The sequence below is a fragment of the Shimia isoporae genome, assembly GCF_004346865.1.
GTDB lineage: Bacteria > Pseudomonadota > Alphaproteobacteria > Rhodobacterales > Rhodobacteraceae > Shimia > Shimia isoporae.
This window is the reverse complement of sequence record NZ_SMGR01000001.1, coordinates 991,343-1,017,506: the sequence shown is the minus strand read 5'-3', so window position 1 is coordinate 1,017,506 and position 26,164 is coordinate 991,343. Positions and strand designations below refer to the sequence as shown.

The 26,164-nt window shown below is 55.7% G+C and carries 31 protein-coding genes; 16 read left to right on the top strand and 15 right to left on the bottom strand.

The features are described 5' to 3' along the window. The first annotated feature begins 66 nt into the window (after positions 1 to 66). Positions 67 to 1,335, top strand: a complete 1,269-nt coding sequence (phaZ, locus tag BXY66_RS05040) for a polyhydroxyalkanoate depolymerase (protein ID WP_132859070.1) — start codon at positions 67 to 69, stop codon at positions 1,333 to 1,335. A 120-nt stretch (positions 1,336 to 1,455) separates the two neighbouring features. Continuing rightward, a complete protein-coding gene (locus BXY66_RS05035; RefSeq protein WP_132859069.1) occupies positions 1,456 to 2,442 on the top strand; it encodes an LLM class flavin-dependent oxidoreductase in 987 nt (328 codons plus the stop codon). Between the two features lie 223 nt (positions 2,443 to 2,665). Here BXY66_RS05035 and BXY66_RS05025 read toward each other — a convergent pair whose 3' ends face one another. The 4 genes from BXY66_RS05025 to BXY66_RS05010 form a co-directional block, all read right to left on the bottom strand. After that, positions 2,666 to 3,376, bottom strand: coding sequence for an alpha/beta fold hydrolase (locus BXY66_RS05025; protein ID WP_132859067.1), 711 nt, complete (start codon positions 3,374 to 3,376; stop codon positions 2,666 to 2,668). Between the two features lie 63 nt (positions 3,377 to 3,439). Continuing rightward, positions 3,440 to 3,883: a VOC family protein gene (locus BXY66_RS05020; protein WP_132859066.1), complete on the bottom strand. Its 444-nt coding sequence runs from the start codon at positions 3,881 to 3,883 to the stop codon at positions 3,440 to 3,442. Between the two features lie 10 nt (positions 3,884 to 3,893). Further along, positions 3,894 to 4,874: an alpha/beta hydrolase gene (locus BXY66_RS05015; RefSeq protein ID WP_132859065.1), complete on the bottom strand. Its 981-nt coding sequence runs from the start codon at positions 4,872 to 4,874 to the stop codon at positions 3,894 to 3,896. Beyond that, positions 4,874 to 5,626, bottom strand: a complete 753-nt coding sequence (locus BXY66_RS05010) for an alpha/beta fold hydrolase (protein ID WP_132859064.1) — start codon at positions 5,624 to 5,626, stop codon at positions 4,874 to 4,876. The genes BXY66_RS05015 and BXY66_RS05010 overlap by 1 nt, the downstream gene beginning before the upstream one ends. A gap of 134 nt (positions 5,627 to 5,760) precedes the next feature. Here BXY66_RS05010 and BXY66_RS05005 point away from each other — a divergent pair, with 134 nt between their 5' ends. The 7 genes from BXY66_RS05005 to BXY66_RS04975 all read left to right on the top strand — a co-directional run bounded on the left by BXY66_RS05005 (position 5,761) and on the right by BXY66_RS04975 (position 12,646). Then, positions 5,761 to 6,522, top strand: coding sequence for an ArsR/SmtB family transcription factor (locus BXY66_RS05005; RefSeq protein ID WP_132859063.1), 762 nt, complete (start codon positions 5,761 to 5,763; stop codon positions 6,520 to 6,522). Positions 6,523 to 6,527: 5 nt separating this feature from the next. Then, positions 6,528 to 6,935 carry an MAPEG family protein gene (locus BXY66_RS05000; RefSeq protein ID WP_243694294.1) on the top strand — a complete coding sequence of 136 codons (408 nt, stop codon included), beginning with the start codon at positions 6,528 to 6,530 and terminating at the stop codon, positions 6,933 to 6,935. 137 nt (positions 6,936 to 7,072) lie between these two features. After that, positions 7,073 to 9,028, top strand: a complete 1,956-nt coding sequence (gene thrS, locus BXY66_RS04995; protein WP_132859061.1) for a threonine--tRNA ligase — start codon at positions 7,073 to 7,075, stop codon at positions 9,026 to 9,028. 1,062 nt (positions 9,029 to 10,090) lie between these two features. After that, positions 10,091 to 10,393: a BufA1 family periplasmic bufferin-type metallophore gene (locus tag BXY66_RS04990; protein ID WP_132859060.1), complete on the top strand. Its 303-nt coding sequence runs from the start codon at positions 10,091 to 10,093 to the stop codon at positions 10,391 to 10,393. A gap of 102 nt (positions 10,394 to 10,495) precedes the next feature. After that, the gene (bufB, locus tag BXY66_RS04985; RefSeq protein WP_132859059.1) at positions 10,496 to 11,350 is read left to right on the top strand and encodes an MNIO family bufferin maturase; all 855 of its coding nucleotides are present in this window, start codon (positions 10,496 to 10,498) and stop codon (positions 11,348 to 11,350) included. Next, positions 11,347 to 12,099, top strand: a complete 753-nt coding sequence (locus BXY66_RS04980) for an HvfC/BufC N-terminal domain-containing protein (RefSeq protein ID WP_132859058.1) — start codon at positions 11,347 to 11,349, stop codon at positions 12,097 to 12,099. The genes bufB and BXY66_RS04980 overlap by 4 nt, the downstream gene beginning before the upstream one ends. Before the next feature lie 28 nt (positions 12,100 to 12,127). Continuing rightward, positions 12,128 to 12,646 carry a DoxX family protein gene (locus BXY66_RS04975; RefSeq protein ID WP_132859057.1) on the top strand — a complete coding sequence of 173 codons (519 nt, stop codon included), beginning with the start codon at positions 12,128 to 12,130 and terminating at the stop codon, positions 12,644 to 12,646. Here the strand turns inward: BXY66_RS04975 and BXY66_RS04970 are convergent, their stop codons facing one another. Next, positions 12,647 to 13,015, bottom strand: coding sequence for a hypothetical protein (locus BXY66_RS04970; protein ID WP_132859056.1), 369 nt, complete (start codon positions 13,013 to 13,015; stop codon positions 12,647 to 12,649). Positions 13,016 to 13,061: 46 nt separating this feature from the next. Next, positions 13,062 to 13,373 (bottom strand): ArsC/Spx/MgsR family protein, encoded by a 312-nt coding sequence (locus BXY66_RS04965; RefSeq protein ID WP_132859055.1) that lies wholly within the window; start codon positions 13,371 to 13,373, stop codon positions 13,062 to 13,064. A 215-nt stretch (positions 13,374 to 13,588) separates the two neighbouring features. Here BXY66_RS04965 and BXY66_RS04960 point away from each other — a divergent pair, with 215 nt between their 5' ends. After that, on the top strand, positions 13,589 to 13,795 hold the full coding sequence (locus tag BXY66_RS04960; RefSeq protein ID WP_132859054.1) for a cold-shock protein: 207 nt from the start codon (positions 13,589 to 13,591) through the stop codon (positions 13,793 to 13,795). A 42-nt stretch (positions 13,796 to 13,837) separates the two neighbouring features. On the opposite strand, the gene BXY66_RS04955 is transcribed toward BXY66_RS04960, so the two are convergent. From BXY66_RS04955 to BXY66_RS04945, 3 genes are all read right to left on the bottom strand, one after another. Next, positions 13,838 to 14,137 (bottom strand): hypothetical protein, encoded by a 300-nt coding sequence (locus tag BXY66_RS04955; RefSeq protein ID WP_132859053.1) that lies wholly within the window; start codon positions 14,135 to 14,137, stop codon positions 13,838 to 13,840. Positions 14,138 to 14,247: 110 nt separating this feature from the next. Next, positions 14,248 to 14,733, bottom strand: a complete 486-nt coding sequence (locus tag BXY66_RS04950) for a dihydrofolate reductase (protein ID WP_132859052.1) — start codon at positions 14,731 to 14,733, stop codon at positions 14,248 to 14,250. A 2-nt stretch (positions 14,734 to 14,735) separates the two neighbouring features. Continuing rightward, complete coding sequence (locus tag BXY66_RS04945; RefSeq protein WP_132859051.1) at positions 14,736 to 15,569, bottom strand: thymidylate synthase; 834 nt, start codon at positions 15,567 to 15,569, stop codon at positions 14,736 to 14,738. A gap of 240 nt (positions 15,570 to 15,809) precedes the next feature. Here BXY66_RS04945 and BXY66_RS04940 point away from each other — a divergent pair, with 240 nt between their 5' ends. Next, entirely contained in the window at positions 15,810 to 16,238 is a 429-nt protein-coding gene (locus BXY66_RS04940; protein WP_132859050.1) for a VOC family protein, read from the top strand. Continuing rightward, positions 16,205 to 16,969: a DUF1194 domain-containing protein gene (locus BXY66_RS04935; RefSeq protein WP_243694293.1), complete on the top strand. Its 765-nt coding sequence runs from the start codon at positions 16,205 to 16,207 to the stop codon at positions 16,967 to 16,969. The genes BXY66_RS04940 and BXY66_RS04935 overlap by 34 nt, the downstream gene beginning before the upstream one ends. Before the next feature lie 108 nt (positions 16,970 to 17,077). Here BXY66_RS04935 and BXY66_RS04930 read toward each other — a convergent pair whose 3' ends face one another. The 3 genes from BXY66_RS04930 to BXY66_RS04920 all read right to left on the bottom strand — a co-directional run bounded on the left by BXY66_RS04930 (position 17,078) and on the right by BXY66_RS04920 (position 18,343). After that, positions 17,078 to 17,575, bottom strand: coding sequence for a MarR family winged helix-turn-helix transcriptional regulator (locus BXY66_RS04930; RefSeq protein WP_132859049.1), 498 nt, complete (start codon positions 17,573 to 17,575; stop codon positions 17,078 to 17,080). A gap of 89 nt (positions 17,576 to 17,664) precedes the next feature. After that, entirely contained in the window at positions 17,665 to 17,928 is a 264-nt protein-coding gene (locus BXY66_RS04925) for a succinate dehydrogenase assembly factor 2 (protein WP_132859048.1), read from the bottom strand. A 13-nt stretch (positions 17,929 to 17,941) separates the two neighbouring features. Continuing rightward, positions 17,942 to 18,343, bottom strand: coding sequence for a helix-turn-helix domain-containing protein (locus tag BXY66_RS04920; protein ID WP_425057058.1), 402 nt, complete (start codon positions 18,341 to 18,343; stop codon positions 17,942 to 17,944). An 84-nt stretch (positions 18,344 to 18,427) separates the two neighbouring features. On the opposite strand from BXY66_RS04920, the gene BXY66_RS04915 reads away from it, so the two are divergent. Further along, the gene (locus tag BXY66_RS04915; protein WP_132859047.1) at positions 18,428 to 19,633 is read left to right on the top strand and encodes a pyridoxal phosphate-dependent aminotransferase; all 1,206 of its coding nucleotides are present in this window, start codon (positions 18,428 to 18,430) and stop codon (positions 19,631 to 19,633) included. Between the two features lie 18 nt (positions 19,634 to 19,651). Continuing rightward, on the top strand, positions 19,652 to 20,056 hold the full coding sequence (locus BXY66_RS04910) for a hypothetical protein (protein WP_132859046.1): 405 nt from the start codon (positions 19,652 to 19,654) through the stop codon (positions 20,054 to 20,056). A gap of 8 nt (positions 20,057 to 20,064) precedes the next feature. Here BXY66_RS04910 and BXY66_RS04905 read toward each other — a convergent pair whose 3' ends face one another. Continuing rightward, positions 20,065 to 21,420 carry an MATE family efflux transporter gene (locus tag BXY66_RS04905; protein ID WP_243694292.1) on the bottom strand — a complete coding sequence of 452 codons (1,356 nt, stop codon included), beginning with the start codon at positions 21,418 to 21,420 and terminating at the stop codon, positions 20,065 to 20,067. A gap of 133 nt (positions 21,421 to 21,553) precedes the next feature. On the opposite strand from BXY66_RS04905, the gene BXY66_RS04900 reads away from it, so the two are divergent. After that, positions 21,554 to 22,198 carry a TIGR02453 family protein gene (locus tag BXY66_RS04900; RefSeq protein WP_132859044.1) on the top strand — a complete coding sequence of 215 codons (645 nt, stop codon included), beginning with the start codon at positions 21,554 to 21,556 and terminating at the stop codon, positions 22,196 to 22,198. Positions 22,199 to 22,416: 218 nt separating this feature from the next. Here the strand turns inward: BXY66_RS04900 and BXY66_RS04895 are convergent, their stop codons facing one another. Then, the gene (locus BXY66_RS04895; RefSeq protein ID WP_132859043.1) at positions 22,417 to 23,484 is read right to left on the bottom strand and encodes a COG3904 family protein; all 1,068 of its coding nucleotides are present in this window, start codon (positions 23,482 to 23,484) and stop codon (positions 22,417 to 22,419) included. A 209-nt stretch (positions 23,485 to 23,693) separates the two neighbouring features. Then, positions 23,694 to 24,641, bottom strand: a complete 948-nt coding sequence (ppk2, locus tag BXY66_RS04890; protein WP_132859042.1) for a polyphosphate kinase 2 — start codon at positions 24,639 to 24,641, stop codon at positions 23,694 to 23,696. A gap of 210 nt (positions 24,642 to 24,851) precedes the next feature. Here ppk2 and BXY66_RS04885 point away from each other — a divergent pair, with 210 nt between their 5' ends. Beyond that, complete coding sequence (locus BXY66_RS04885; RefSeq protein WP_132859041.1) at positions 24,852 to 26,135, top strand: alpha/beta hydrolase family protein; 1,284 nt, start codon at positions 24,852 to 24,854, stop codon at positions 26,133 to 26,135. Positions 26,136 to 26,164 lie beyond the last annotated feature (29 nt).

Below are 26,164 nucleotides of genomic sequence, written 5' to 3'. Positions count from 1 at the left end.
GCTCCCCCTTAAAATATCATAGGGAGCTTTCAGAGTTGGGGATACCCCAACGTAAAGGAGAACCCCATGCGTTACATGGCCACGTATGATTTTATGGAAACCATGCGCAACACCAACCAATGGTTGGGGGCCACCGCCACCGCTATGGCGTCTTCTCCCGCAATGGCGTTGTTCCCGAACCCAGCCATTCAGTGGATGGCGGCTTGGGGCGAAGTCACCGAACGCAGTTTCCAGCGGATGATTGTCAAACCTGACTGGCACATTGACAGCTTTACCTGCGAAGACGGCAAGGATCACATCGTCAACGTCAACACAGTTGTTGAGCGTCCGTTCGGCGACTTGATCCACTTTGACGTTTCCGGCCGCAAGCCGATGGACCGCAAGGTCCTGCTCGTGGCGCCGATGTCCGGCCACTACGCGACCCTGCTTCGCTCCACTGTTAAAAGCCTGATCCCTGACTGCGAAGTCTACATCACAGATTGGCATAATGCGCGCGACATCCCCGTAAGCGAAGGCAAATTCGATATTGAGGATTACACGCTCTATCTTGTCGATTTTATGAAAGAACTCGGTGCCGACACACACGTTATTGCAGTTTGTCAGCCTGCCCCGTTGACCTTGGCAGCAACAGCCTACCTCGCAGAGGAAGACCCCAAGGCTCAGCCTCTTTCGCTCACGCTGATAGGCGGACCAATTGATCCGAATGCCGCCGCTACTGACGTTACCGACTTTGGTCATCGCGTTACCATGGGCCAACTCGAAGAGACCATGATCCAACGTGTTGGCTTCAAATATCCCGGCGTTGGAAGAATGGTTTATCCAGGGCTGCTACAGCTCTATTCCTTTATGTCCATGAACGCCGACCGCCATTCCAAGGCGTTCTCCGATCAAATCATGCGCGTCGCTCAGGGCGAAGCCTCCGAGCATGACGCCCACAATAGATTTTACGATGAATACCTTGCTGTCATGGACATGACTGCGGAATTTTATCTAACAACCGTTGAACGCATCTTCAAAAAGGGCGAAATCGCCAAGAACGAATTTGTTGTCGCGGGCCGCAAGGTGGACATCGGAAAAATCACCACTGTCGCTGTTAAAACCGTTGAGGGCGCCAAAGACGACATCACCGCGCCCGGACAGTGCATCGCCGCCCTCGACCTCTGCACAGGCTTGCCCGACAATAAGAAGGCGAGCCATGTTGAACCTGGCGCAGGACACTACGGGATTTTCGCGGGCAAAAGCTGGCGCAACAACATCCGCCCATTGGTGCTCGAATTTATCGACGCAAACAGTCCCAAACCCAAACGCAAAGCGGCTAACAAGAACGCCGCTTGAATTTAAGAGACATAAAAATTCGGGGTCCAGCGGACCCCGAATTTCTTTTGACGCACCGTTCCCGCCCTTGGAGTTCGAGCGATTGTCCCTATCTTGGGTCCACGCAATCAGGACAATCCGATGATCCCCTACTCCTTGCTCGACCTCGCCCCGATCCCTTCTGGCCAAACCGCAGGTGACGCTCTCCGTCACACACTGGATCTTGCACAACATGCTGAACGCTGGGGCTACGCGCGCTACTGGCTGGCCGAGCATCACAATTCACGTGGAATCGCGTCTTCGGCCACCGCTGTCCTGATCGGCCAGGTTTTGGCGGCCACGCGATCGATCCGCGTTGGTTCTGGCGGGATTATGTTGCCTAATCACGCGCCTCTGGTGGTTGCCGAACAGTTCGGCACGTTGGCTACACTGTACCCCGACCGCGTTGATCTTGGCCTCGGACGGGCGCCCGGAACCGACATGAATACGATGCGGGCACTCCGTCGCGGTATGTCAGGAGCAGATCGTTTCCCCGAGGAAGTGATTGAACTCATGGGTTTTTTGCAAGAGCCGAACGAAGCCCAACCAGTGCGGGCCGTTCCGGGCGAAGGCACAGGTGTGCCTGTATGGATTCTTGGCTCCAGCCTCTTTGGCGCGCAGCTTGCCGGCCAACTCGGCCTGCCTTACGCCTTCGCCAGCCATTTCGCACCGGACGCGCTGGAAGAAGCCGTCACGCTCTACCGTCACCGGTTTCAGCCGGGCATCACACAAGAGCCTCGCTTCATGCTCGCGGTGAACGTCTTTGCCGCGGAAACCAACTCCGAGGCAACCCGCATACGCACGTCTATGCAACAAGGCTTCCTAAACCTTCGCAAAGGCAGCCCCGGCCCATTACCCGCTCCTGTTGATGATTTTCTAGAGGTTGCCACCGAGGGTGAGGCCCGCGCCGTCAACCACGCTCTTCGTGTCACGGCACAGGGAGATCGGGACCACGTCCGCAAAGATCTTGAAACATTGATTGCGCGTTACCAACCCGATGAACTCATTCTGACGAGTATGATTCACAATCATCAGGCACGCCTGAAGAGCTTCGAAATTGCGGCCGACGTGATGCGTGATCTGGACTAGGGCTCTCTGCACCCCAACTTGCGCTTCAGCCAACGCCAATCCATTGCGACTATCGTGACACCCAATGGTAGCATCCAGAAACCTACCACAGGCAAAAACCCGACGAGCCCGCATAAGATCAACAGAACACCAAGCCCAAATCGAAACCCGTTTGGCACTTTCAAGCGCACCCAGGCCTTGAAGCGGCGGATGCGGCGTTTCAGATCGGTTTTGTCATTTGCATTCATTGCAAGACAAATGGTTGTCCCATCCAGTCTTGCAAGGCCTTGGTAGTCGCTTCAGGCTGCTCCAGTACCGGCAGATGCCCTGCGTCGGCAATAACCCGCAACTCTGCATATGGGATCAGCTCCGCCATGAACTGGTGACGTTTCACGGGAGTTAAGCCATCGTGCTCGCCGCATAAAACAAGCGCCGGACACTTAAGCCGTCGCAGCGTTTTCTGCTGGTCCATGCGACGTTGCAGCGCGCGCGCCTGTTGGACAAAAACCTCAGGGCCCATGCTTCGCGCCATAGCTTGCACCTGTGCCAAAACTTTTGCCCGCCCAGCCCCCGGCGCAAGGTACTCCGGGCGCATGAAATCGGCCATAACATCATCCAGCTGACCAGCCATCGCTTTGACAATCCATGGTTCGTAAGCCGCCGCCGAAGTCGGAGACTCCGACAATGGATTGGTGTCCAACAAGGCTATTCGGGTCACTCTCTCCGGTGCGCGACGCAAAATTTCCATGGCCACGATGCCGCCCATGCTCAGCCCTGCCAAAGCAAACTTTTCCGGCAACTGGGACAGCAAAAACGCGGCAATGTCGCCAATGCGTTCGCCTTGTGTGATTGGCGCAATTGTCACGGCGCGATCACGTGAAAGCGCCGCCATCTGGTGCGTAAACACACGCGCATCACACATCATGCCCGGAAGCAAAACCAATGGTTCGCTCATGCCCGTTCCCCAGTCTTGTTCTTTTTCGCCAATCTGCCCGAAATCGGCAAAAGGTCAATGCTGTCAGTACCCTTCCCAGCGAAATTCACCCTTTGGCGACAGCTTGGAAAAGGGGTTGTGCGCAACTTCCCAAATGTGTCCGTCAAGATCCGCAAAATAGCCGATAAACCCTCCCCAGAATACTTCGCCAGCCGGGCGCAAAATCCGCCCACCTGCTTCTTCCGCTCGCGTCAGAAGGGGCGCAACATCGGCCTCGCTACGCACATTATGGCTTAGAGTGATGCCCGAGAACCCACCAACACTTTCCGCCGGCACCCCCAGATCGTCAGCCAATGCTGCGCGGTCATATAGGCCGAGAGTCTGTCCAATGAGATCAAAGGCGATCACACCATCCGGACTCGGCACGCGCTGCCATCCCAGAGCTTCATAGAAGCCTGCAGCTCTTTCCAGATCACTGGCTGCCAATGTGATCAGACTAATCCGTTGCTCGAACTTCACATGAGACATGAGAAACCACCTACAAGCTGTTAATAAAATTCAATATTTCCGATACATCACCTTCGATCTCGGCCGGAGAAATGATCGCGCCGGAAATCACGTGTTCAAAAGGGTCCGATCCTTCTGAAAGGGTTTGGGGCGCAAGCGTTACAGGTCCGCCCCACCGTTCCGCCACCGCGCGTGTCTTTGCAGGTTGAACCACTCTGTCTCCGTCAGAAAAAACGAACATTGCCGGTTGAGTCAGGCCTTCAAAATCTTGACCGTCCGTGTGTTTTACGAGCGCCGCCATCTGCATCACCGCGACCGTTGGGTATGCAGTTGTCCAATATTTCGCGTGTGCGTCATTTGACGCCTCAAACGCCCGCTCCGAGCCAACGATCAATGGAATCCAGTGGCGCGCACCTGGCCACGTCAGCAATGCCGCTGCCGGGTCGTAGATTTCAAAGTTCGGCGATACAAAGACCAATCCTTTGACGTTTGCCATAACCTCGGGTTGATCAGCCATTGCCGCGATAACTGTGCCGCCTGTTGATGTCCCTATGACAACGACATCATCGGCAATGCGCCGTGCGACAATCATCGCTTCCGCAAAATCATCGGCCCATTGTTGGGCGGTAGCCGCGGCCAGCGCTTCACCGTCCCGTCCGTGACCTGCAAGACGTGTGAATACGAGGTTCGCACCCAGTTCTTCTGCAACAAGGTCTGGAACCGGCCGGATCTCCTCACTTGTCGCGGAAAAGCCATGCACATAAACGATGGCCAAATCTGTGCGCGCGCCCTTCTCACCTGCCCAGATAACCCGCTTTTCCACACCTTCGGTGATGTCGGTAAAGCGCGCTTCCTGAGCCGCAAAATATGCTTCGACGTCAGCATCCACATCGGCCTCAGAAATCGTCGGTTCGACAGAAATGCTTTCATATGGACCGAAAATCCACATCGCGCCCGCAACCAGGATCAACAAAACGATCAAGCGTCCGAGAAATTTTCCAAATGTCCGCATTATGCAACTTCCGACGCTTTCAGCACCGCCTCCACCTTTGTTTCAATCAATTTTAGACAAAATTGATCCGAAAACCTATGGTCCTTCCCTTTTACCATCAACAGCTGCATGTCTGTGCCGTCCGCGTGCTCAATCAATTTGATCGCCGTTTCGCTGGTAACCGCTGTGTCCTCGGTGCCCTGCAGGAACCAGACAGGGAACGGCAGGGAAAGGGGTGTGCGCAAAACAAGACGTTTGCGCCCATCCTCGATCATCCGCCGCGTAATGCGGTAAGGCTCCATATAGTCGGACGGCAAATCGACGTATCCAACGGCTTCCAGGGCCGCCTTCTGCGCGTCGTCAAAGCCCGCCCAATAGCTGTCCTCGGTAAAATCCGGCGCTGCGGCGATTGTAACCAAGCCGACGATCCGCTCAGGCATCGCCTTTGCCAGCAAAAGCGCCTGCCAACCGCCCATCGAAGATCCAACGACAACCAAAGGTCCTTCAGTTAGCGCGCTGACTGCAGCCACCGTGTCTTCGTGCCAATCGCCGATGCAACCGTCCTCGAAAGTGCCGCTGCTTTCTCCATGGCCTGAGTAGTCAAATCGCAAAAACGCCTGGCCTCGGGTCCTTGCCCACTCCTCCAAATGGATTGCCTTCGTGCCCTCCATGTCAGACTTCAAACCTCCGAGAAAGACCACGGTAGGCCCAACCCCGTCGGTCTTGTGGTACGCGATTCGCCGCCCTTGCGGCGTTTTCAGCATCGACACCATGCCAACTCCCCAAAAAACTTCTGGCTGATTTAGCCTGCAAACACAGACCTTTGGAAGAAAATTCGCCGCTGACCGCACGTCGCCAATAGGTTACCATATTGTCACGTGATCTATTGGTAACCTATAAGACTTCTATGGACGCGATCTTTAAAGCTATGGGCGACCCAGCCCGCCGCACCCTTCTGGACAGCTTGCGCCGGAAGAATGGGCAAACCTTGCAAGAGCTTCAAACACAGCTCGAAATGACCCGTTTCGGCGTCATGAAGCATCTCTCTGTGTTGGAAGAAGCCGGATTGGTCGTGGCCCACAAAAGAGGCCGTTTCAAACATCACTACCTGAACGTTTTACCACTTCAACAGGCCATAGATCACTGGATCGATCCTTTGATCGAGAAACCCAGCGCCAGAGCAGTATTGAACCTAAAATCTCAATTGGAGAGCCCTGAAATGACTGTGCCTGCCCCTGACTTTGTTATGCAAACCTTCATAGAAACCACCCATGACCGCCTTTGGGATGCCCTGACAAAGGGCGACCTCGCCGCCCAGTATCACTTTGCGTGCGACACCGTACGCGGTGATCTGTCAGCCTCAGGCGACCGGCAATCGTTTTTACTGCCAGACGGGTCCCGCATGCTCGATTTTGAACTCACAGCGATCGACCCCAAGAGCCGGATCGAATTGACATTCGAGCCGCATTTCTTCGGACCTGACGCCCCCGCGTCCAAATGCGTGTATCTGGTCGAAGCTTCTGGCGATGCCATGAAACTCACCATCGAACATTACAATATCCCGCAGGGCCAAGATGGGGTCGGAGAAGGTTGGGCGCGCCTTGCATCGGCCCTAAAGTCCTTCCTTGAGGTCGGCCCTGCCCGCCGCTTCGGCTACCCACTGGGATAAATGTCATGCCAACGGAAATCGGTATTCTCACATGTCTTATGATCTTTGCCGCCTCGATGTGGATTCCCTTTATCGTGGGTGTGAACAAATATGAGGTTTCAGGCGATAGCTTTGCCCGGCCAGCCGACCTGCGCGAATACCCTGAGTGGGTGCACCGCGCACATCGCGCACATCTCAACCTGCTGGAACAACTCCTCCCGTTCGCCGGACTGGTACTTATCCTGAACCAGCAGGATGGCTTCACATCACTTACTTTATGGGCAGCCGTTGTGTTTTTTGCGTTGCGGGTCGCTCATGCGATCGGAATGATTTCCGGCATCGCGCGCTTGCCGGTGCGTCCTATGATATATCTGGGTGGATGGGTCTGCGTTCTCTTGATGGCCTATTCCGTTTTCCGCATCGGATTTAACTGACAATTCGCGGGCGCTCTGACAGGAGCGCCCCGATCTGTTTCTTGACTTGCCTAAAAACCCGCGTAAAACACGCATCGAACCATATACCCGCAACCGGGCGTTCCGTGGGCGCCAAACTGACGAGGAGCTTGAGGCTAATGGCCGATATTTCCCTTACTTTTCCTGATGGTAACGCACGTTCCTATGAGAGCGGCATTACTCCTGCCGAGGTCGCATCCTCGATTTCCACCTCGCTGGGCAAGAAAGCAATCTCCGCGACGGTCGACGGCAAACACTGGGATCTCCAGTGGCCAATTGATTCAGATGCAAGCATTGCAATCAACACCATCAAGGACAACGACGCCGAAGCGCTCGAACTGATCCGTCACGACTGCGCGCACATCATGGCGCGCGCGGTTCAGGAGATCTGGCCTGATGTCAAAGTGACCATCGGCCCAGTAATCGAGCACGGTTGGTATTACGACTTCGATCGGGAAGAACCCTTTACCCCTGAAGATCTAGGTCTCATCGAAAAGAAGATGAAAGAGATCATCAACAAGCGTGAGCCCGTGACCACCGAGGTCTGGGACCGCCCGCGCGCGATCAAACACTACGAAGACAACAACGAGCCCTACAAAGTAGAACTGATCGAAGCGATCCCTGGCGACGAGCCGCTGCGCATGTATTGGCACGGCGACTGGCAGGATCTCTGCCGTGGTCCTCACCTCGCCCACACCGGTCAGGTACCTGCAGACGCGTTCAAACTCATGTCAGTTGCTGGCGCCTACTGGCGCGGCGACAGCGACCGCGCGATGCTGCAACGCATCTACGGGGTCGCCTTCAAGAACAAAGAAGACCTCAAGAAACACCTTCATATGCTGGAAGAGGCCGAAAAGCGCGACCATCGTCGTCTTGGGCGCGAAATGAACCTGTTCCACCTACAGCCGGAAGCGCCAGGCCAGATCTTCTGGCACCCGAACGGCTGGACCATTTACACCATGCTGCAGGACTACATGCGCCGCGCCCAGAAACGCGGTGGATATGTCGAGGTGAATACGCCTCAGGTTGTAGATCGCAAACTTTGGGAGCAGTCCGGACACTGGGACAAATACCAGGAGAACATGTTCATAGTCGAAGTGGACGAAGAACACGCTCGCGAGAAAGCGATCAACGCGCTCAAACCAATGAACTGTCCCTGCCATGTTGAAATCTTCAAACAGGGCCTGAAATCCTACCGTGATCTGCCACTGCGTATGGCCGAGTTCGGTTCCTGCGCGCGATACGAGCCATCAGGCGCCCTGCACGGCATCATGCGCGTGCGCGGGTTCACTCAAGACGACGCACACATCTTCTCAACCGAGGAACAGATCGGTGCGGAGTGTGCCGAGTTCATCCGCTTCCTTTCCGCGGTTTACAAGGACCTTGGGTTCGAGGAATTCCGCATTCTGTTCTCCGACCGCCCTGAAACGCGTTCGGGAAGCGACGAAGTGTGGGACAAGGCTGAGAAAGCTTTGCTCGATGCAACGCGCGCCGCAGGTGTTGAGCCCGAAATGAACCCGGGTGAAGGGGCATTCTACGGACCAAAACTCGAGTTCTCCCTGACCGACGCTATTGGTCGGGTCTGGCAATGCGGCACCTTCCAGGTCGATTTCGTTCTGCCCGAGCGTCTGGATGCGCATTACATCGGAGCGGACGGCGAGAAACACAGGCCGGTTATGCTGCACCGCGCGTGCCTTGGCTCCTTTGAGCGGTTCATTGGCATTCTCATCGAGGAACATGCAGGGAAACTGCCTTTCTGGATTGCCCCGCGTCAGGTCGTGGTGGCCTCTATTGTTTCGGATGCAGACGATTACTGTCTCGAAGTGGTCGAAGCACTCAAGGCCGCCGGTGTCCGCGCAGAAGCGGACCTGCGCAACGAAAAGATCAATTACAAGGTGCGCGAGCACTCGGTTGGCAAAGTTCCGGTAATTCTTGCCATCGGCAAGAAAGAGGTAGAGGACCGCACGGTTTCGGCCCGTCGCCTCGGTGAAAAACAAACACAAGTTAAGTCTTTGGACGAGATGGTGTCCCAGCTTTCTGTCGAGGCAACCCCGCCAGACTTGCTCGCCGACTGACACCGATACTAACCTGAAACAAACTTATGGGGTGCGAATTCGCGCCCCATTTCCTTTTGTATATGCACCGCAGATCAATGACCCTGACAGGTAATCGCTGGCGACCAATGACTTGACCATAGACGGCGCGCCCTACCCTGCGGGACCCATCATCGCAAGCGGCGATCGACTCTTATCCTACTACATCCCACGGTCACCTTTGTCGTTGTTAGGATCGGCACGGGCACCTCTAATCCCGGCAACAACCTCTTTATGTTCGCAGCATCGACAGTTTTTGGCAGGTCAAACTTTCAATATTTCCGGCGTCAGCGACGGTCCAATGCCCCCTAATACACGATCTGCTTCGCCGAGTGCCCGTTGATGGCCACACCAAAGGGCGATTCCACAACCTCAGACCTTTCCGAGGCCCATGAATTGTTACAGAAGCGGGCATCGACCGTGCTCTCGGGTTCGACAGCCGTCGATTTACCGCGCTTGATCTTTGTAACAATCGCCGTTTTCGCCCCGGTTGTGTGACAAAACCGGTCTCGGCGCCGGCAAACCAAATGCGGATTTCCACCTGTTCTCGCAACTTCGCGTTCCGCATTCAGTGTGACGGACTGATCGTCTTTTCGGCCAGAGCGAAGTGCGTGGCCCGATCAAATCCTTGGCCGACGAGCGGGCAATCCTAACTGACCGGAAATCGCAAACTGTGATCTATTTTCACTTTGTACTGGAAGGCAAGGTTTTCTCAAAGCCCAAGGAAAATGGGCCGAAAGCCTTTTTTCTGACGCGGAAACCGCCCCCGCTCTGACCGCAGCACAAATCGCAAAGATAGACAATTTGCGCCCAGAATTCTTGGAGGGATCTGTACCGCGCTTCACGCAGGCACACCTGCTTCAATGCCCGGTGCAAGCCGGCATTTTTTGCGTCTAACTCGACAACATTTCCCTTTGTTACAGCCGATAACATACCTGTGGCACACAGGCGTGTGATTGGCACGTTACAGTGCTGGAACCTTAGTGTTGAGACATGCCGAGGCGGAAATGCCCGGCCGAGTTCAACACCGAAAGGGAAATGAAGATGTCGAACACCGTCAAAACTCTCGCCGTTGCAGGCGCCGTCGCAGCTGCTCTGAGCGCACACGCAACAACCGCTTCTGCCGCTGAAAAAGAGAAGTGCTACGGCGTTGCTCTGGCAGGCGAAAACGACTGCGCCGCCGGCCCCGGCACAACCTGCGCAGGTACCTCCACCGTAGATTATCAGGGCAACGCATGGAAACTGGTTGACGCCGGCACATGCGCGGACATGGAACTGCCTGCAATGGCAGATGGCTCCGCCCGCATGGGTGCCCTGGAAGCTCTGGAGCGTGATATCCCGGGTTGATCCCGACACGCGAGGCCCCGGGTTCATCCCCCCGGGGCCTCACACTTCAAGCAGGGATGGGTTATTCTCCCCCAATATCGACGCCAACTCTGGAGACATGCCATGCTGGATGAAACCCGTATTACTGCCCTGCCCAATAGACCCGGCGTCGGATACAAACCCCAACACTACAGCGATCTGATCTCTGACGCCGGCGACGTCGCATGGCTCGAGGTTCATGCTGAAAACTATATGGGTTCAGGTGGACGGCCACTCGCACAACTCCGACATCTTGCCGAACGTTTTCCGATTTCCGTTCACGGTGTTGGCTTGTCCATTGGCGGTGAAGGCGCACTTGACCCCGAACATCTGGCGCGGCTGAAACACTTGGTCGGTTGGCTAAATCCAACGGTTTTCTCAGAGCATCTTGCTTGGTCTACGCATGATGGCGCATTTCTGAATGACTTGCTGCCGCTGCCATACACACAAGCGACCCTGACCCGCGTCGCAGATCATATAGATCAACTGCAAAATACCATCGGGCGGCAAATGATGCTGGAAAACCCGTCAAGCTACCTCGCCTTTTCCGAGTCCACGTGGTCCGAACCGGACTTTTTGCGCGAAGTGTCTGAGCGGACAGGCTGCGGACTGCTGCTTGACGTGAACAACGTCTTCGTCTCGGCCACCAATCTGCACTACGACCCAAAGGACTACATCGCGGATTACCCGCTTGATAAAGTTGGCGAAATCCACCTTGGCGGTCACGACGAAGATGAAGACGATCACGGTCGCCCTTTGTTGATCGACAGTCACGGAAAACCAGTGGTTGACCCCGTCTGGGCGCTTCTGGATCACACACTGGCACTCTCCGGTCCACGTCCCATCCTCATTGAGTGGGACAATGATGTGCCGGAATGGACCGTGCTGCATGACGAAGCCACACGCGCAACAGCGGCATTGTCAAAGGTGCCGGCATGATCGTCTCTCAAACCGAATTCCGCGGCGCATTGCTTGACGGAGCGCGGGACCGCCCTCTGGGATTGGTAGACGACAAAGGCCGTGCCGCAGGCCGCAGGTTCGACGTCTATCGCAACAACGTCGCCGTCTCCCTGACCGAGGCTCTCGCGCAAGGTTTCCCGACCATCGCAAAGCTACTTGGCGAGGAAAACTTCAACGCGATCGCAGGCGTCTTTCTTCGACAATCGCCTCCTGCTTCACCACTCATGATGCACTATGGAGCGGGGTTTCCTGAATTCCTCTCAGCTTTTGAGCCGCTGCAACATCTGGGCTATCTTGGGGATGTTGCTAAGCTGGAGCTTGCTTTGCGTCGTGCGTACCACGCCGAAGATGCCAGCCCGATTGCGCCGGATGCGCTGGCAGAAATCGATCCATTGCAACTTGGCAACGTGGTTATGACCTTTGCCCCGGCTCTCGAAATCCTGCAATCGCCGTGGCCGCAGCACGCCATCTGGGCTTTCAATATGGCCAACGGACCGAAACCCGAGGCCACCGCACAAGATGTTTTGATCACCCGAGCCGAGTTCGATCCGACACCGCACGCTCTTCCTGCCGGCGCTTACGCCTGCATGGCGGCGTTGATGGAAGGCAAAACACTGGGCGAAGGCGTCTCCGCTGGCTCCGAAGTTGCTGCGAACTTTGACCTTGGCGCGTTGCTCGCGCTTCTGCTCGGAGGAAACGCGATCACATCGCTGAAAATTACACCCTGAAAACAGGGGATTATTGAAGGGAAGGACCATGAGAAATCTTATCGCACTGTATAGCAGCCTCACCGAAAGGTTGGACCAGCTTGAACAACATGTGCCGACGTTGGCTCGGCTTACGTTTCTCGCTGTACTGTTCTTCTACTTTTGGAATTCTGCGCTGCTCAAGATAGATGGCAGCATCTTCTCCCCCTCTTCTGGCGCCTTTGGCCAGATTTTCCCCAAAGCCGCCGAAGCCGTCCTCTGGGACGTAAGCCAGATGTCGCTCTTTCAGCGTCTTGTCATTTTTGCGGGGACATTAGCCGAATTCGTTTTGCCGGTCCTGATTGTGATTGGACTGCTCACGCGTCTGGCTGCTTTGGGCATGATTGGCTTCGTTGCTGTGCAGACTCTCGTTGATGTAACTGGGCATGGAGCCAAACTCGGGTCGCTGTTCGACAGTCCGCAAGAGCTTTTGGATCAGCGCACAATGTGGGTATTTCTTTTCGCTGTCCTGGTGATCAGGGGGGCCGGTCCGCTGTCGCTCGACCGGCTTTTCAAAGCAAGAGCCTGATCAGAAATGAGCTTTCGGCTCATCCGGTTTTCCTGCAGCCAAGGCCAGAATACCGCCCAAACCCGCAAAGCTGATCGGGAACATCGTGAAAACATTGAACCCGAAAGCGGCATACATGCCCAGGGCAGATAGGATCAAAAGCACACCGCCCCAAAGCGCGCGTGCTTTTGCCATTGCGCCACCGGCAATCGCAAGCATTGGCGCCAACAAAGCGCCCGCGCGCACCAGCTGTATATTGTCTACCTGCTCGGCGACGTCTGGGATCTCCCCCCAGCGCTCGATGGCCTCAGTATAGCCCCAACCGAAAAAACCGATGATCATACCGATCACGCCCGCAATAATTCCAAGCGTTAGTGCCGCGTTGCGCATTGCATTCTCCTGTAACCTGCTGCCTCACATAGGGGCGCCGAAGGTGTTATCCAAGCGCAGCCTGCACTTCCTTGGTCCATCCGAGATAGAGCACGTCGCCGCTTTCGATAAGCGGTCGCTTCATCAAAGTCGGATAAGCAGAAAGCAATTCCAAGACCGGCTTTTGACGCTCTTCGGCGTCAAGCTGGCGCCACGTGGTCGAACGGGTGTTTAACAATCTGTCGCCAAATTCATCAAACGCGCGGGTCATTATATCTGCAGGAACACCATCTGTCCGCACATCGATGAACTCAGCATTATTTAGAGCTTTCAAAGCCTTGCGGCAGGTATCACAGTTTTTCAGACCGTAAAGTCGCACGATTTGGCCTCCCTAGCCGACAATTTCTCCAAAGGCTTACCGCACTGAACCGATGGTTTCGAGTTGGTTTTGCTTGATTTTTACATCGGCCATGCAATCCTCTTAGCAGGTGCAACTCATTTTCTGCATCCGTGCAAATTTATATCGGTGATTGGATCGAGGTGCGCCCCCGGAAACAACGGTCCGGGTTGTACTGGAAAATAGAGGAGAACGGTATGCCACGCGGTACCGTAAAGTGGTTCAATACCACAAAGGGATTTGGATTTATTGAACCGGAAGAAGGCGGCAAGGACGTATTTGTCCACATTTCTGTCGTCGAAAGATCGGGCCTCAAGGGGCTCGCGGACAATCAGAAAGTCGAGTACGAAATGACGCAGGGCCGGGACGGCCGCGACATGGCCGGCGAACTTAAGTTATTGTAATATCTAAGGATTGGGGCGCATTTAGCGCCCCGCCCTGCCTTCTCAGCTACAACCTTTTTGACCTGCCGGGCAGCTCATTGATTTGCCGTGGCTGCTGCCGCCTGCGCGGTTGTAATAGGTTTCGCTCGTGGTCGGTTCGCCACAGCAGATGACCCCGCCCATAGTCACAGGCTGCAAGCCCTGCGGACAGTGGTTTGCGCTCGCAGGATACGGATGGATCAACAGGCCTTCCGGTTTGTTAACTGGGCCAATAACCGGAGCATTGCTGCTCCATGTTTGCGCCACTGCAGGCGCTGCGGTGACCAATGTGGTGGCCACTGCCAAGACAATAAAACGTTTCATCGGGCACTCGCTCCGGCTGCTGCAACAACAATTTGTCAAAAATAAGACTAAATCTTTCGTCTAGAAACTGTCAATTTCCCTTTGGGAAACAATGTGTTTCGCCCCACGCTTCAAGTCGTCTCTCTGCGCATGTATTCCCGCACCACCGAACGCGGCTCTGCGCCTGCTAGCAACTGTTCGTATTCAAGACGCCAATGGTTGGAGTCAAATTCAGGAAAAAAAGTGTCTGCGTCCTCGATAACCGTATCAACATCCGTGATCAGCATCCGGTCCGCGATTTTCATCATCTCGCGATAGATTCCCGCTCCGCCTATTCCGTAAACGCGGTGGTACCCTTCCGACCGCGCCAGCGCGACGGCCTCATCGACAGACCCCACCACGACTTCCGCCGCATCGCGTTGTGAACTCACCACAATATTAAACCGCCGCGGCAAGGGTTTCTTCGGCAGGCTGTCCCACGTGTTCCGACCCATGATAATTGCGCCGCCCAACGTCTCGCGCTGGAATGTCATCAAATCCTCGGGGATATGCCACGGAATATCACCATCTCTCCCGATAGCTCCGTTTGCCGCCCGTCCAACAACCAAAGAGATCATATTTATACCGCCACTACGCCTTTGATCGTTGGATGAGGATCGTATCCCTCAAACACGAAGTCTTCGAATTTGAAATCAAAGATCGAGTTGACCTTACGGTTGATTTTCAGGGTTGGCAGGGCCCTCGGGCTACGGCTGAGCTGTAGCTGCACCTGGTCCATATGGTTGGAGTAGATGTGCGCATCCCCTATCGAGTGCACGAAGTCACCCGGCTCATAGCCCGTCACATGCGCCAGCATCACCTGGAGTAATGCATAGGACGCAATATTGAACGGCACCCCAAGGAACATGTCGGCAGACCGCTGGTAAAGCTGAAGGTGCAGTTTTCCGTTCAAAACCCGCACTTGCCACATCGTGTGGCACGGCGGCAAAGCCATGTCAGGTACGTCACCCGGGTTCCATGCACTGACAATCAAGCGACGACTGTCGGGCGTTGTTTTGATCATCTCGACCAGATCGGCCACCTGATCCACTCCGCGCTCGGTATAGATCGGCGTACCGCGGGCATCTTGTCCAGCCGGTACCAAAGCGGGGAATGCGCGCCACTGATGTCCGTATACCGGACCCAAGTCGCCGTTTTCATCCGCCCATTCGTCCCAGATGCGCACCCCGTTTTCCTTGAGGTATTTTATGTTGGTGTCACCAGCAAGAAACCACAATAACTCATGGATGATCGACTTCAGATGCAGCTTTTTGGTAGTGACCAAAGGAAACCCGTCCGCAAGGCGATAGCGCATCTGCATACCGAAATAGGAGGTTGTGCCAGTGCCCGTCCGGTCACCCGAAACTTCGCCATGTTCCAGAATGGTTTTTAGTCCGTCGTGATACTGCTGCACCGTCTGCCCTGCCCGATTTGTGCCGCGTACCTTGCCATTCCTAGCGATTCTGCCGCGACCTGCTTCTGTGAATAGGCAGACTATATATTGTGGTCTCATCGGTGCAAACCGCAGGTTTGCCGCAAAATGTGCAGGGTCATTTAATCCGAGAGGCAAATTTTCCGGAAATTGATCGGCTCGCCTCTAGCAAAGCCTGCGCCGCTGGTGTTTCCTGACGCCAGCTCAAAAAGGGAAACAAATATGCACGTAAAATACCTGCACACCATGGTGCGTGTCGCGGACCTCGAGGCGTCGATGGCCTTCTATGCTTTGCTCGGCCTCAAGGAAATCAAGCGCTACACCGTAGAAGAAGCTCGCTTCACATTGGTTTATCTGGCGGCGGACGGTGACCACGACGCACCTCTGGAACTGACTTACAACTGGGATGGCGACGAGGGCCTGCCTTCTGACAGCCGCCATTTCGGTCACCTCGCCTATGAGGTCGGCAACATCTATGAAATGTGCCAGCACCTTATGGACAACGGCGTCACCATCAACCGCCCGCCGCGCGACGGGCGCATGGCGTTTGTTCGCTCCCCTGACAACATCTCTGTCGAGCTTCTCCAGCAGGGCGACGCCCTGCCTCCGGCTGAGCCATGGGCCAGCATGGAGAGCACCGGTCACTGGTGATCCGCGCAGCTCTTGTTGCCACACTGACAATGGCTCTCGCCGCAACAGCGGCGCGGGCCTCCGACTGTCGCCTTGCGCTCTTACTCGCGATGGACGTTTCCTCATCGGTCGACCCCTACGAAGACGCGCTCCAACGCAATGGCCTCGCCAACGCCTTGCTGTCGCCGCAAGTCCGCAGCGCGTTCTTTGCCGCCCCCTCGCCGGTTGCACTGGCTATTTTTGAATGGAGCGGTACGTCCCATCAGACTGTCATCGTCGACTGGACTGTGATCGACCGACCGGCAGCCTTGCTCGCCGTTGCCGAAACCGTCACAAGCACACCGCGCAGCGCCAACCAGTTTTCCACAGCAATCGGCCACGCACTCGGCTTCGCCCATGATATGTTCCGGCGGGCGCCAGACTGTCAGGATTTCACCCTCGACGTCAGCGGCGACGGCCCGAACAACGACGGCTATCACACCGGCGTTGCCTATGGTCGGTTCCCTTTCGAAGGCGTCACGGTGAATGCACTGGCCATCGAAACCACAGGAACGAAAGGCGCGTCGTTGACCGCCGTCCCGGGAGACATGGAACGGTATTATCGCGAGCGCCTGATCCGCGGCCCCGACGCCTTTGTCGAAGTCGCGGATGGCTTTGATGATTTTGAACGCGCCATGCGCCGCAAGCTTGAACGCGAATTGGGGGTCGCCATTCTAGGAAGATTAAGCCCCGCTGCCAAACGCCGGCCTTGAAATGCAAACAAGGCCCGCCGCATCGCGACGAGCCCTGTTTTTGCGGCAACGATCTGACAACAGTGCCTGCGCAATACCAAAAGCGCGCGCACTGTGTCCTGATGCACCTCAGTAAATGTAACGGATCTGATCCGTCCAATACCGCTCCATCCGGCGAAGCGAATGGGTGATTTCGGTAAAGCCGTTTTCGCCCAGTACACCTTTGGACTGCAGTCCTTCGGCGTGGCGCAGGAACAGGGCTGCAACGATGTCGCGAATCTCGCGGCCCTTTTCAGTCAAACGCACGCGAACAGAGCGGCGGTCGATTTCGCAGCGCTGGTGGTGCATATAGCCGGTCTCGACCAGTTTCTTCAGGTTGTAGCTCACATTGGAGCCCTGATAGTAACCGCGCGACTTCAGTTCGCCGGCAGTCACCTCGTTGTCGCCGATATTGAACAGCAACAGCGCCTGAACCGCGTTGATTTCCAGAACGCCTACGCGCTCAAATTCATCCTTGATCACGTCCAACAGCAGGCGGTGCAGTCGTTCCACCAGTGCGAGCGAATCCAGGTACTCGGTCATGAACGCCTCGTTAGAGCCGCTCTCCATATTCGAATGAAAGCTCATCCTTATCTCCGTCATCTTGCATTGGAGGCAAATTGACGGAAATTAGCGAACAAGTCGTTAAGTCGTGCAAAAAGCGGGTCAAATTCGGTTTAGTTTTGCCCACTAATTGCGATAGATATGGCGGAAATCAGCCGATCGAACCTTTCTGGGGCCGATTTTTGGCCTGTGACCCATTGATAGAGGTCCTGATCGTTCTCCAACAGCAGCGAGTCATAGAGATCCAACTCGGAATCACTCATCGTTGCCAGATTGTCCTCGGCATAACGCTGCAGGATGATGTCCATCTCTTTGATGCCACGGCGCATCGACCGCATCATCATCCGCTTCAACCGGTTTTCGCGGGTCTCGCTCATCTGCCTGACCTTCTCAGAGTTTCTTGCGCAACGCCTTTTCCAGCTTCGCCAACTGTTCCAGATCGTTTTTCATCCGCGTGCGGATATCGCGGATTTGCTGCAGGATCGCAAGCAGGTCGGCGTCCGTCGTGCTTTCGCCCTCCTGAGGGGCGTCTACGCCGTCGCCTTCCCCCACCAGCAACCAGCGGATCGAAACGTTCAGCACCCCGGCCATCATCGCCAATCGGTTCGCTCGCGGCTCCGAAAGATCCTCTTCCCAAGCTGCAATTGTGGACTTCTTTACCCCGATCCGCTTGGCAAGTTCGCCTTGTTTCAAACCCGCCGCTTCACGCGCGGCTGCCAACCGGTCGCCAAATGTCGCGACATCCTCGGTGTACCAATCTTCTTCCGGCGTCAGATCTGTTTCCTGTGTCAATTTCTGCTCTCCCGGTAATGGTTCTTGATCGGCTGTTGCGCGCACCCTAAGACATGGAACCAGTGAACACAAACGAGGCCCCCAATGTCCTTCCTTTCCAAGACCCTGTCCCGCGTGAAACCGTCTCCGACCATCGCGGTTACGACGTTGGCAGCCGAATTGCGGGCTCAGGGAAAGGACATCATCGCCCTTGGTGCCGGCGAGCCTGATTTCGACACTCCGGAAAACATCCGCGAGGCGGGAAAAACCGCAATCGATACCGGCAAAACGCGCTATACCGCGCCCGATGGCATCCCCGAACTCAAGGAAGCGATCTGTGCCAAATTCAAGCGCGACAATGGACTGGAGTATTCACCCGCCCAGATCACGGTAAACTCCGGCGGCAAGCAAACTCTCTACAATGCACTCATGGCCACCATCAATCCGGGAGACGAAGTGATCATCCCCGCGCCTTATTGGGTGTCCTATCCTGACATGGTGCTTCTGGCTGGCGGCGAGCCGGTGATTGCTGAAACCTCGCTCCAGACCCATTTCAAAATGACCGCAGACCAGCTTGAGGCCGCGATCACTCCGAAAACCAAATGGCTGATCTTCAATTCGCCTTCCAATCCCACTGGCGCCGGCTATTCCCGGAACGAACTCAAGGAACTGACGGATGTGTTGCTGCGCCATCCCCACGTCTGGGTGATGACTGACGACATGTACGAGCATCTTGCCTACGACGATTTCACGTTCTGCACGCCCGCACAGGTCGAACCACTCCTTTATGACCGCACTCTCACTTGCAACGGCGTTTCGAAAGCTTACGCCATGACCGGTTGGCGCATTGGCTACGCGGGCGGCCCCCAAGAACTCATCGCAGCCATGCGCAAAGTTCAGTCTCAGTCGACTTCCAACCCCTGTTCAATCAGTCAACAGGCCGCACTGGAGGCTCTCAATGGCACGCAAGATTTCCTTGCTCCCCACAACGAGATCTTCGTGCGCCGGCGCAACCTCGTGGTTGAGAAACTCAACGCTATCGACGGCATTTCATGTCCAGTGCCAGAGGGCGCATTCTACGTTTATCCATCCATCGCCGGATTGATCGGGAAAAAGACCCCCGAGGGCAAAGTGATCGACTCTGACGAAACTTTCTGCACCGAACTGCTGCAAAGCCACGGTGTCGCCGTGGTCTTCGGCGCAGCGTTCGGTCTTTCGCCCAACTTCCGCGTCAGCTACGCTACATCAGACGACGCTCTGAGCGAGGCCTGCGACCGTATCCGCGCCTTCTGCGAAACACTGAGCGCATAAGACAAAGGGGCCAGGGCAATGGGCGGCGATCTTCCAGAATATTTCTTTCGCGTGCGTGACAACGGCGCGATGGTGTTTCGCGTCGACACGCAAAACCAGCAGCGTCGTATCGAAATGGATCAGATCGCCGTGGTGAACGTCAAAAATGGCGAAATCAAAGCCAACGGCGACCGCAAATTGTCCGACACTGACATCGAAGAAATCAGCGCCTGGATGGAAGAGCGCCGAGAGCTTCTGGCCGAACGCGACATCGATGACATCCTGCGGACTGTGGATCACCTCAACCAGACGGCCCAATGGGCACAGTCAAAGGCCGCCCCGGAACAACTGGAAGAAGTCACAGACGCCTTGCTTCTGGCCATGCATGACCTGCGCTCGGTGCTCGTACGCAAAAAAGCGGACCGGTTGTTAAAGGGAAAGTAAGCCTGCACTTAGCCTGCGAACTTAACCCGAAGTCGCGCAAGGTCGGTCACCCAGAACCGGTACAGCAGAAGAATTGCAGCTGCCGTCAGGCCAAGCACCAGCCCAAGCCAGACACCTTCGCCGCCAAGGCCAACAACAAAGCCAAGCACATAGGCGCTCGGAACACCAATCATCCAGTAACTGATTGCTGCCATAACCATTGGCCCTCGCGTGTCCTGCACGCCGCGCAACAGGCCCAGCGCCAGAACCTGCGCCCCGTCCATAAACTGAAACAGCGCCGCCATATATAAAAGTGAAACGCCTGCTGCCAGAATGGCATCACGCTCCGGTTCGTCCGGCTTGATAAAGGCGCCCAACAGCGGCTCGGGGAAAATCACAAAGACTGCGACCGCGACACAGGCGAAAACCATCGACATGGCAATCGCCACTTTGGCACCGCGGGCCATATGGTTCGCATCCCGACGCCCCATCGCATTGCCCACCCGCACGGTGGCAGCATTCGAAAGACCGAGATGCAGCATGAACGCAAGGCTCGCCAGTTGCAGCGCGATCCCGTGCGCCGCAAGTTGGATCGTACCCAACCATCCCATCATCACCGACGAAGCGGTAAACAGGCTCACCTCAGCCAGATTGGTCAGGCCAATCGGTAGCCCAAGCCGGAACACGCGTGCAAACACTTCCCAGTCCGGGCGCCAAATACGTTGGAACAACGCATGCTCGGGCAGTGCTTGTACCGCATAGATGACGACACCGCCTAGCGATACAAACTGAACGATGATCGAAGCCACAGCCGCGCCCTGAACGCCCATCTCAGGGAAACCCCAGTTGCCAAATATCAGAGCGTAGTTGACGACTGCGTTGACGGGAACTGCCGCAACCGTAACCCAGAAAACGACCCGCGTCCGCTCAAGCGCCGCGAGGTAGCTTTTGAGCACCATCACCAGAAGCGCGGGTGTCAGCCCAAAACCTGCAACACGCAAATAAATTTGCGCCAATTCGGCGACTTCGGGCTCTTGCTTGAGAGCGAGCAGTATCGGTGCCGACGCAAAAAACAGCGGCAGCAACAGAACACCAAAAATCACGGACAACCACAGCCCCATACGGGTCACACGCCGCAGAAGAATCTGGTCGTCCTGCGCGTCCGCCTCAGCCACCAGAGGCATCACGGCTATGGCAAAGCCCGACCCGAGAATAAACAGCACAAAAAAGAAACTGCTGCCGATCACCACCGAGGCCAGTGCTTCAACCGAATACCAGCCCAACATCACAGTATCGGTCAGACCGATACCGAACTGCGCAATGTGCCCGCCGATCAACGGCAGGCCAATGCGCAACAATGCACGCACGTGTCCCGATGTGCTCATGACTGTGTTCATTACTCAGCCTTATGTCCGATGGAGTGAGGCCGCAATAGGCCCCTCGAAGTTGAATGATCTTCTTGGTTTTGCCACCATATCCAAACGACTGTCCTTTCAAAGCTTTATTTAAGGTTGCCTCATGTCATCGGAATTTTCCCGCCTGCTCCTTGAAACCCGCGCTTTCCTCAACGAGTTGGCAGACAACAACACGCGCGACTGGTTCACAGCCAACAAGCCGAGGTACGATGCAGAACTGCGCCTTCCGGCTATGGCATTGCTGGATACCATCGGGGCTGACCTTGAACGCGCAATTGGCGCGCCGCCAACACCGAAACTCTTCCGCCCCCAGCGGGATGTCCGCTTCTCCAAGGACAAGACCCCTTATCACCTGCATCTTCACATGCTCTGGTCCACGCCCCCTGTTGGTTGGTTCCTTGGTATCGGCCGCGACTACCTGTCTGCTGGCGGCGGTGTCATGGGGTTTGACAAAAACGGTCTCACGGACTGGCGTGAAGCGATCGACAGTCCCAAGGGCGAGGAACTATCCGAGATCATCGCCGACCTTCAGTCAAACGGGGGACGCCTCGACGCTCCTGAACTGAAACGCGTGCCCGCGCCCTTCGACAAAGACCACCCCCGTGGCGAATTGCTGAAACGCAAATCGATCACGATGTGGTTTGACCTCTCAGATCAGGACGTCTCAAGCAAAGGACTCGAGCGCGCGACGCTGGATGCGTTCGAGAAATTGGTGGCGCTGCAGCTGGCTTTGCGCGACATTTTCTAGGTACGTCTTTGCCCCCCGTCGAAGTCGACAACTCTTGCGAGCTGCGCTGCCCCGATCTTCAAGTCACCAAAATACTTCCTTCGGACCTCTATGGCATCAAGCACGCTCATGCCTCCCCCTTGGATCCCGGGAATTCATCGGCCATCAACCGGACCAGCAAAAAACCCGCCGCCCCAAACGGGGCGGCGGGTTTTCTCACTGTCTACAGAACCGCAAAGCTATTCTATTAGTCCATACTCAACAGCTTGATCATGCGAAAGCCAGCGCAGTTCGTGTGAAGGCGTGTCCAGAGAGTCCAAAACAATTCTCGAATCTACACCTCCCGCTTCAAAATATTTGACCCGCTCCGAGAGCATTTTCTGGGTTGTCGATAGGCTTGTTTCGTCACCATCTACAGCCATGGCATGAACGCCAAATTTTGCCTTGTCGGAGTAGTATCTTTTTACACCACCCGCATAAAGTTCAACACATGCAGAAGCACAGGCTCCATCAATTGAGGTGGCAATCTCGCGCTGCCTCAAAAATTGTCCTGCCGCCAAAGCCTCTCCAAGAAGGCCTCCGTTTGACTGCTCGATTACCAGATAGTCAAAGTCACCCAGTTGCTTGAGTGCATTCGAAAATCCACGAGATATCGTGCCGTTGAAATACACAACCGAGCCAGCAGATGTTTCTTCTTTTTTTAGTTCATACAAGCTTGAAAACAGTCCCGGAACCGGTTCATCGCGCTTAGGGGGCGTTTTGGGCGTGGGCTCCGACTTTGTTGTTGGGTATTCTTCCAAGTATGCGAAGCACTTTTCGACGATCGCATTGGCGGCAGCCATGGACCCCCTCAGAGAAAACCAGTAATATTCTTCGCGCTCACCGTATTGGTACACATAAAGTTTCAAACCCTGTCTAATTTCATAAAGCAGGCGGTCTACTCTTTTCCAATCGTTGGGACCGCTCAAATCTACGAACAGAGAGTTGCCGCGGCCATTTGCGGGCATGTCCCAACGAGGATGACGGTCGATTTGCAATTGAAATTTTCGTCCCGACTTCCACCCACTATAATCTGCAGCAGCATCAAAAACCTGCAGATCAGCATTCATATTACCGTCGATATTTAAGCTCAACGCAATACCATCGCCTCGAACTTCCATAACGCAGGCGTTCCATCCTTCCCCTTCGTCGCTGAAAACATAGTCAACAGACCAATGTTTGTAGGAATGCAGTTGGATGGACTTCAGCTCCGCAACCAAAACGCTCGGAGCCCAAATTGCCGCAAACAATAGAACAATGAGTTTCAAGGGATTTCCTTTCTTGTTTGGGAACAAAGCTTGGGATTTCGACGAGGTCGAGATCCACAACTGTGGACCAACCGCGCCAAAGGTTCGCTTAAACTGAAAATTTTAATGAACCCTGAACGGTTCATATCCAAACAAAAGTGCGAGCAAAAACCCGCCGCCCCAAACGAGGCGACGGGCGTCTTCACCGTCCACAGGCCTTGTGGCCCTCGTTATGCCTTTCGCGTGTCAGGGTGCAGCGCTGTCCCGAGGATATGATCCGCCTTGTGGATCACGTGGCTGGCCTCGTTCACGATCAACGGGTCGGGCGCCTTGACGATCTTTTCGTCCTTGCCCGGATAATCGAGAGAATTCAGGAAGTGCAGCATACAGTTCAGGCGCGCACGCTTCTTGTCGTCTGACTTTATCACCGTCCAGGGTGCATCCGCCGTATCGGTATAAAAGAACATCGCTTCTTTGGCTTCAGTGTAGTCATCCCACTTGCCGAGCGACGCCTTGTCGATCGGGCTCAACTTCCACTGTTTGAGCGGATCTGTCTCGCGGCTTTCAAAACGACGTTTCTGCTCATCCTGAGTGACAGAGAACCAATATTTGTACATGCGGATGCCGGAACGCACGAGCATGCGTTCAAACTCTGGCGTCTGTCGCATGAACTCAAGGTATTCCGCCGGTTCACAGAAGCCCATGACGCGCTCGACACCTGCACGATTGTACCAGCTGCGGTCATACAAAACGATTTCGCCAGCGGTAGGCAGGTGGTTCACATAACGCTGGAAATACCACTGCCCCTGCTCTTCCTCAGTTGGCTTGTTCAAAGCCACGACACGGGCCGCCCGAGGGTTAAGGTGTTCGGTAAAGCGCTTGATCGTCCCACCCTTGCCGGCCGCATCACGCCCCTCAAAAAGCATCACAAACTTCTGACCGGTTTCCTGCGCCCAGAGCTGCACCTTGAGCAACTCGGCCTGAATCTCGGCTTTTTGCCGCTCGTATACGCGGCGCGACAGTTTGATATCATAAGGATATTCGCCGCGCTCGAATGCCTTGCGGATGGCTTCTTTGGAGGGATTTTTGGCTTTGGCGGGCGGGGTCAGCGGAGGTGCATTCGGCCCCGATTGCAGTCCACCATTCACCTTCTGCGCTTCCTGAGTGGTTTCGGCCATGTGCGTCTCCTTTCTACTGACATCCTGAACTCGCCCAAAAGACTACTTCATCTACCAAACTTCTGCTTTGATGCAGCGCAAACCTTGTTACCAAATTGTTACCCGCATTCGGCAACGTGCCTTTTGAACCCCGCGTCACTTTCGCATAGCAAAGATGCTTTTTCGGTTTTTTTCGCTTCTAATTTCCGCCATGCAACAGGAGGACTTCTGATGATAACAATGAGAGCTGCTTTGGTGTCGCTGACTCTGGCCACGCCCGTTCTGGCCGAAAACCGCATAGACCAGATTCGCCCCGATGCGCCGGAACTGGCCGCACATGGCGATCACGTGGTGGGCGTCACCACACGCACATTTTCAAACCCAGATCAGTTGGATGTGCTGAATTCCACAGCCGACGCGTTGGTGAACTACACCCGTGATCTGACTGTCGAGATCTGGTATCCGGCCGCAGAGGGCACTGCGCCTGGCGGCACTTATACCGCGCCCCTGCGTGATCCGTCCGTCGAAGTGACATTGCACGGCATGGCTGCGCGTGACGCAGAACCGGCCACCGGTGAAACCTTCCCGCTGATCGTGATTTCCCACGGCTATCCGGGCAATCGTTTCCTGCTCAGCCATCTAGGTGAAAACCTTGCTTCCAAAGGCTATGTTGTGGCCTCTATCGACCACACCGACAGCACCTATTCCGATCAGGCTGCGTTTGGCTCAACCCTCCTGAACCGCCCCATCGACCAGAAGTTCGTGATCAACAGCATGGAAGCACTTGATGGCCCTATCGGCGCCATCACCGACGCCTCTACCACTGGCGTAATCGGCTATTCCATGGGCGGCTACGGCGCGTTGATCTTCGGCGGCGCTGGCCTTGTAGCAGGCGTCGAGCAATCTCCGTTCGCGCCACCCCAAGGCACGCTGATCCACAATGTCGCTGGCACCGACACGCACGAAGCCCTCGTGGACGAGCGCGTCAAGGCCATGATCGCGATCGGCCCGTGGGGTCGCAACTACGGCCTTTGGGACGACGCCGGTCTTGCCGGCCTGCGCAAGCCAACCATGATCATGGCCGGTTCTGTGGACGACGTGTCCGTGTATGACGCCATGCGCCAGATTTTCACCGGTGCGACCGGGACAGACCGCCACCTGCTGACCTTTGAAAACGCCAACCACAATGCCGCCGCGCCCATGGGCTCTCCACTCGAGGGTTGGGCCATGTCCGAGGCGCTCGGTTTCCCCGCGTTTGAGCACTATGCAGACGCCGTCTGGGACAACACGCGCATGAACAACATCGCACAGCACTTTGCGACGGCCTTCATGGATCTGCACCTCAAGGCCGATGCAGACAAAGCGGCTTATCTTGATCTGGTCCCGAATGCCAAGGACGGCGTGTTCTCGGCAGAGGAAGACGGCACTTTGAAGGACGATCACACCTATTGGAAAGGTTTCCCGGCCCGCACCGCGATCGGCCTGCAGTTCGAGACCTTGAACAAAGGCGAATAAACCGAAACGAAGCTCCCGAGAAAAATCGG

Bases quoted from the DNA above. Each gene is read 5' to 3' on its own strand.
- phaZ (WP_132859070.1), top strand. From the start codon at position 67: ATGCGTTACATGGCCACGTATGATTTTATGGAAACCATGCGCAACACC.
- BXY66_RS05035 (WP_132859069.1), top strand. From the start codon at position 1,456: ATGATCCCCTACTCCTTGCTCGACCTCGCCCCGATCCCTTCTGGCCAA.
- BXY66_RS05025 (WP_132859067.1), bottom strand. From the start codon at position 3,376: ATGAGCGAACCATTGGTTTTGCTTCCGGGCATGATGTGTGATGCGCGT.
- BXY66_RS05020 (WP_132859066.1), bottom strand. From the start codon at position 3,883: ATGTCTCATGTGAAGTTCGAGCAACGGATTAGTCTGATCACATTGGCA.
- BXY66_RS05015 (WP_132859065.1), bottom strand. From the start codon at position 4,874: ATGCGGACATTTGGAAAATTTCTCGGACGCTTGATCGTTTTGTTGATC.
- BXY66_RS05010 (WP_132859064.1), bottom strand. From the start codon at position 5,626: ATGGTGTCGATGCTGAAAACGCCGCAAGGGCGGCGAATCGCGTACCAC.
- BXY66_RS05005 (WP_132859063.1), top strand. From the start codon at position 5,761: ATGGACGCGATCTTTAAAGCTATGGGCGACCCAGCCCGCCGCACCCTT.
- BXY66_RS05000 (WP_243694294.1), top strand. From the start codon at position 6,528: ATGCCAACGGAAATCGGTATTCTCACATGTCTTATGATCTTTGCCGCC.
- thrS (WP_132859061.1), top strand. From the start codon at position 7,073: ATGGCCGATATTTCCCTTACTTTTCCTGATGGTAACGCACGTTCCTAT.
- BXY66_RS04990 (WP_132859060.1), top strand. From the start codon at position 10,091: ATGTCGAACACCGTCAAAACTCTCGCCGTTGCAGGCGCCGTCGCAGCT.
- bufB (WP_132859059.1), top strand. From the start codon at position 10,496: ATGCTGGATGAAACCCGTATTACTGCCCTGCCCAATAGACCCGGCGTC.
- BXY66_RS04980 (WP_132859058.1), top strand. From the start codon at position 11,347: ATGATCGTCTCTCAAACCGAATTCCGCGGCGCATTGCTTGACGGAGCG.
- BXY66_RS04975 (WP_132859057.1), top strand. From the start codon at position 12,128: ATGAGAAATCTTATCGCACTGTATAGCAGCCTCACCGAAAGGTTGGAC.
- BXY66_RS04970 (WP_132859056.1), bottom strand. From the start codon at position 13,015: ATGCGCAACGCGGCACTAACGCTTGGAATTATTGCGGGCGTGATCGGT.
- BXY66_RS04960 (WP_132859054.1), top strand. From the start codon at position 13,589: ATGCCACGCGGTACCGTAAAGTGGTTCAATACCACAAAGGGATTTGGA.
- BXY66_RS04955 (WP_132859053.1), bottom strand. From the start codon at position 14,137: ATGAAACGTTTTATTGTCTTGGCAGTGGCCACCACATTGGTCACCGCA.
- BXY66_RS04950 (WP_132859052.1), bottom strand. From the start codon at position 14,733: ATGATCTCTTTGGTTGTTGGACGGGCGGCAAACGGAGCTATCGGGAGA.
- BXY66_RS04940 (WP_132859050.1), top strand. From the start codon at position 15,810: ATGCACGTAAAATACCTGCACACCATGGTGCGTGTCGCGGACCTCGAG.
- BXY66_RS04935 (WP_243694293.1), top strand. From the start codon at position 16,205: ATGGGCCAGCATGGAGAGCACCGGTCACTGGTGATCCGCGCAGCTCTT.
- BXY66_RS04930 (WP_132859049.1), bottom strand. From the start codon at position 17,575: ATGAGCTTTCATTCGAATATGGAGAGCGGCTCTAACGAGGCGTTCATG.
- BXY66_RS04925 (WP_132859048.1), bottom strand. From the start codon at position 17,928: ATGAGCGAGACCCGCGAAAACCGGTTGAAGCGGATGATGATGCGGTCG.
- BXY66_RS04915 (WP_132859047.1), top strand. From the start codon at position 18,428: ATGTCCTTCCTTTCCAAGACCCTGTCCCGCGTGAAACCGTCTCCGACC.
- BXY66_RS04910 (WP_132859046.1), top strand. From the start codon at position 19,652: ATGGGCGGCGATCTTCCAGAATATTTCTTTCGCGTGCGTGACAACGGC.
- BXY66_RS04905 (WP_243694292.1), bottom strand. From the start codon at position 21,420: ATGAGCACATCGGGACACGTGCGTGCATTGTTGCGCATTGGCCTGCCG.
- BXY66_RS04900 (WP_132859044.1), top strand. From the start codon at position 21,554: ATGTCATCGGAATTTTCCCGCCTGCTCCTTGAAACCCGCGCTTTCCTC.
- ppk2 (WP_132859042.1), bottom strand. From the start codon at position 24,641: ATGGCCGAAACCACTCAGGAAGCGCAGAAGGTGAATGGTGGACTGCAA.
- BXY66_RS04885 (WP_132859041.1), top strand. From the start codon at position 24,852: ATGATAACAATGAGAGCTGCTTTGGTGTCGCTGACTCTGGCCACGCCC.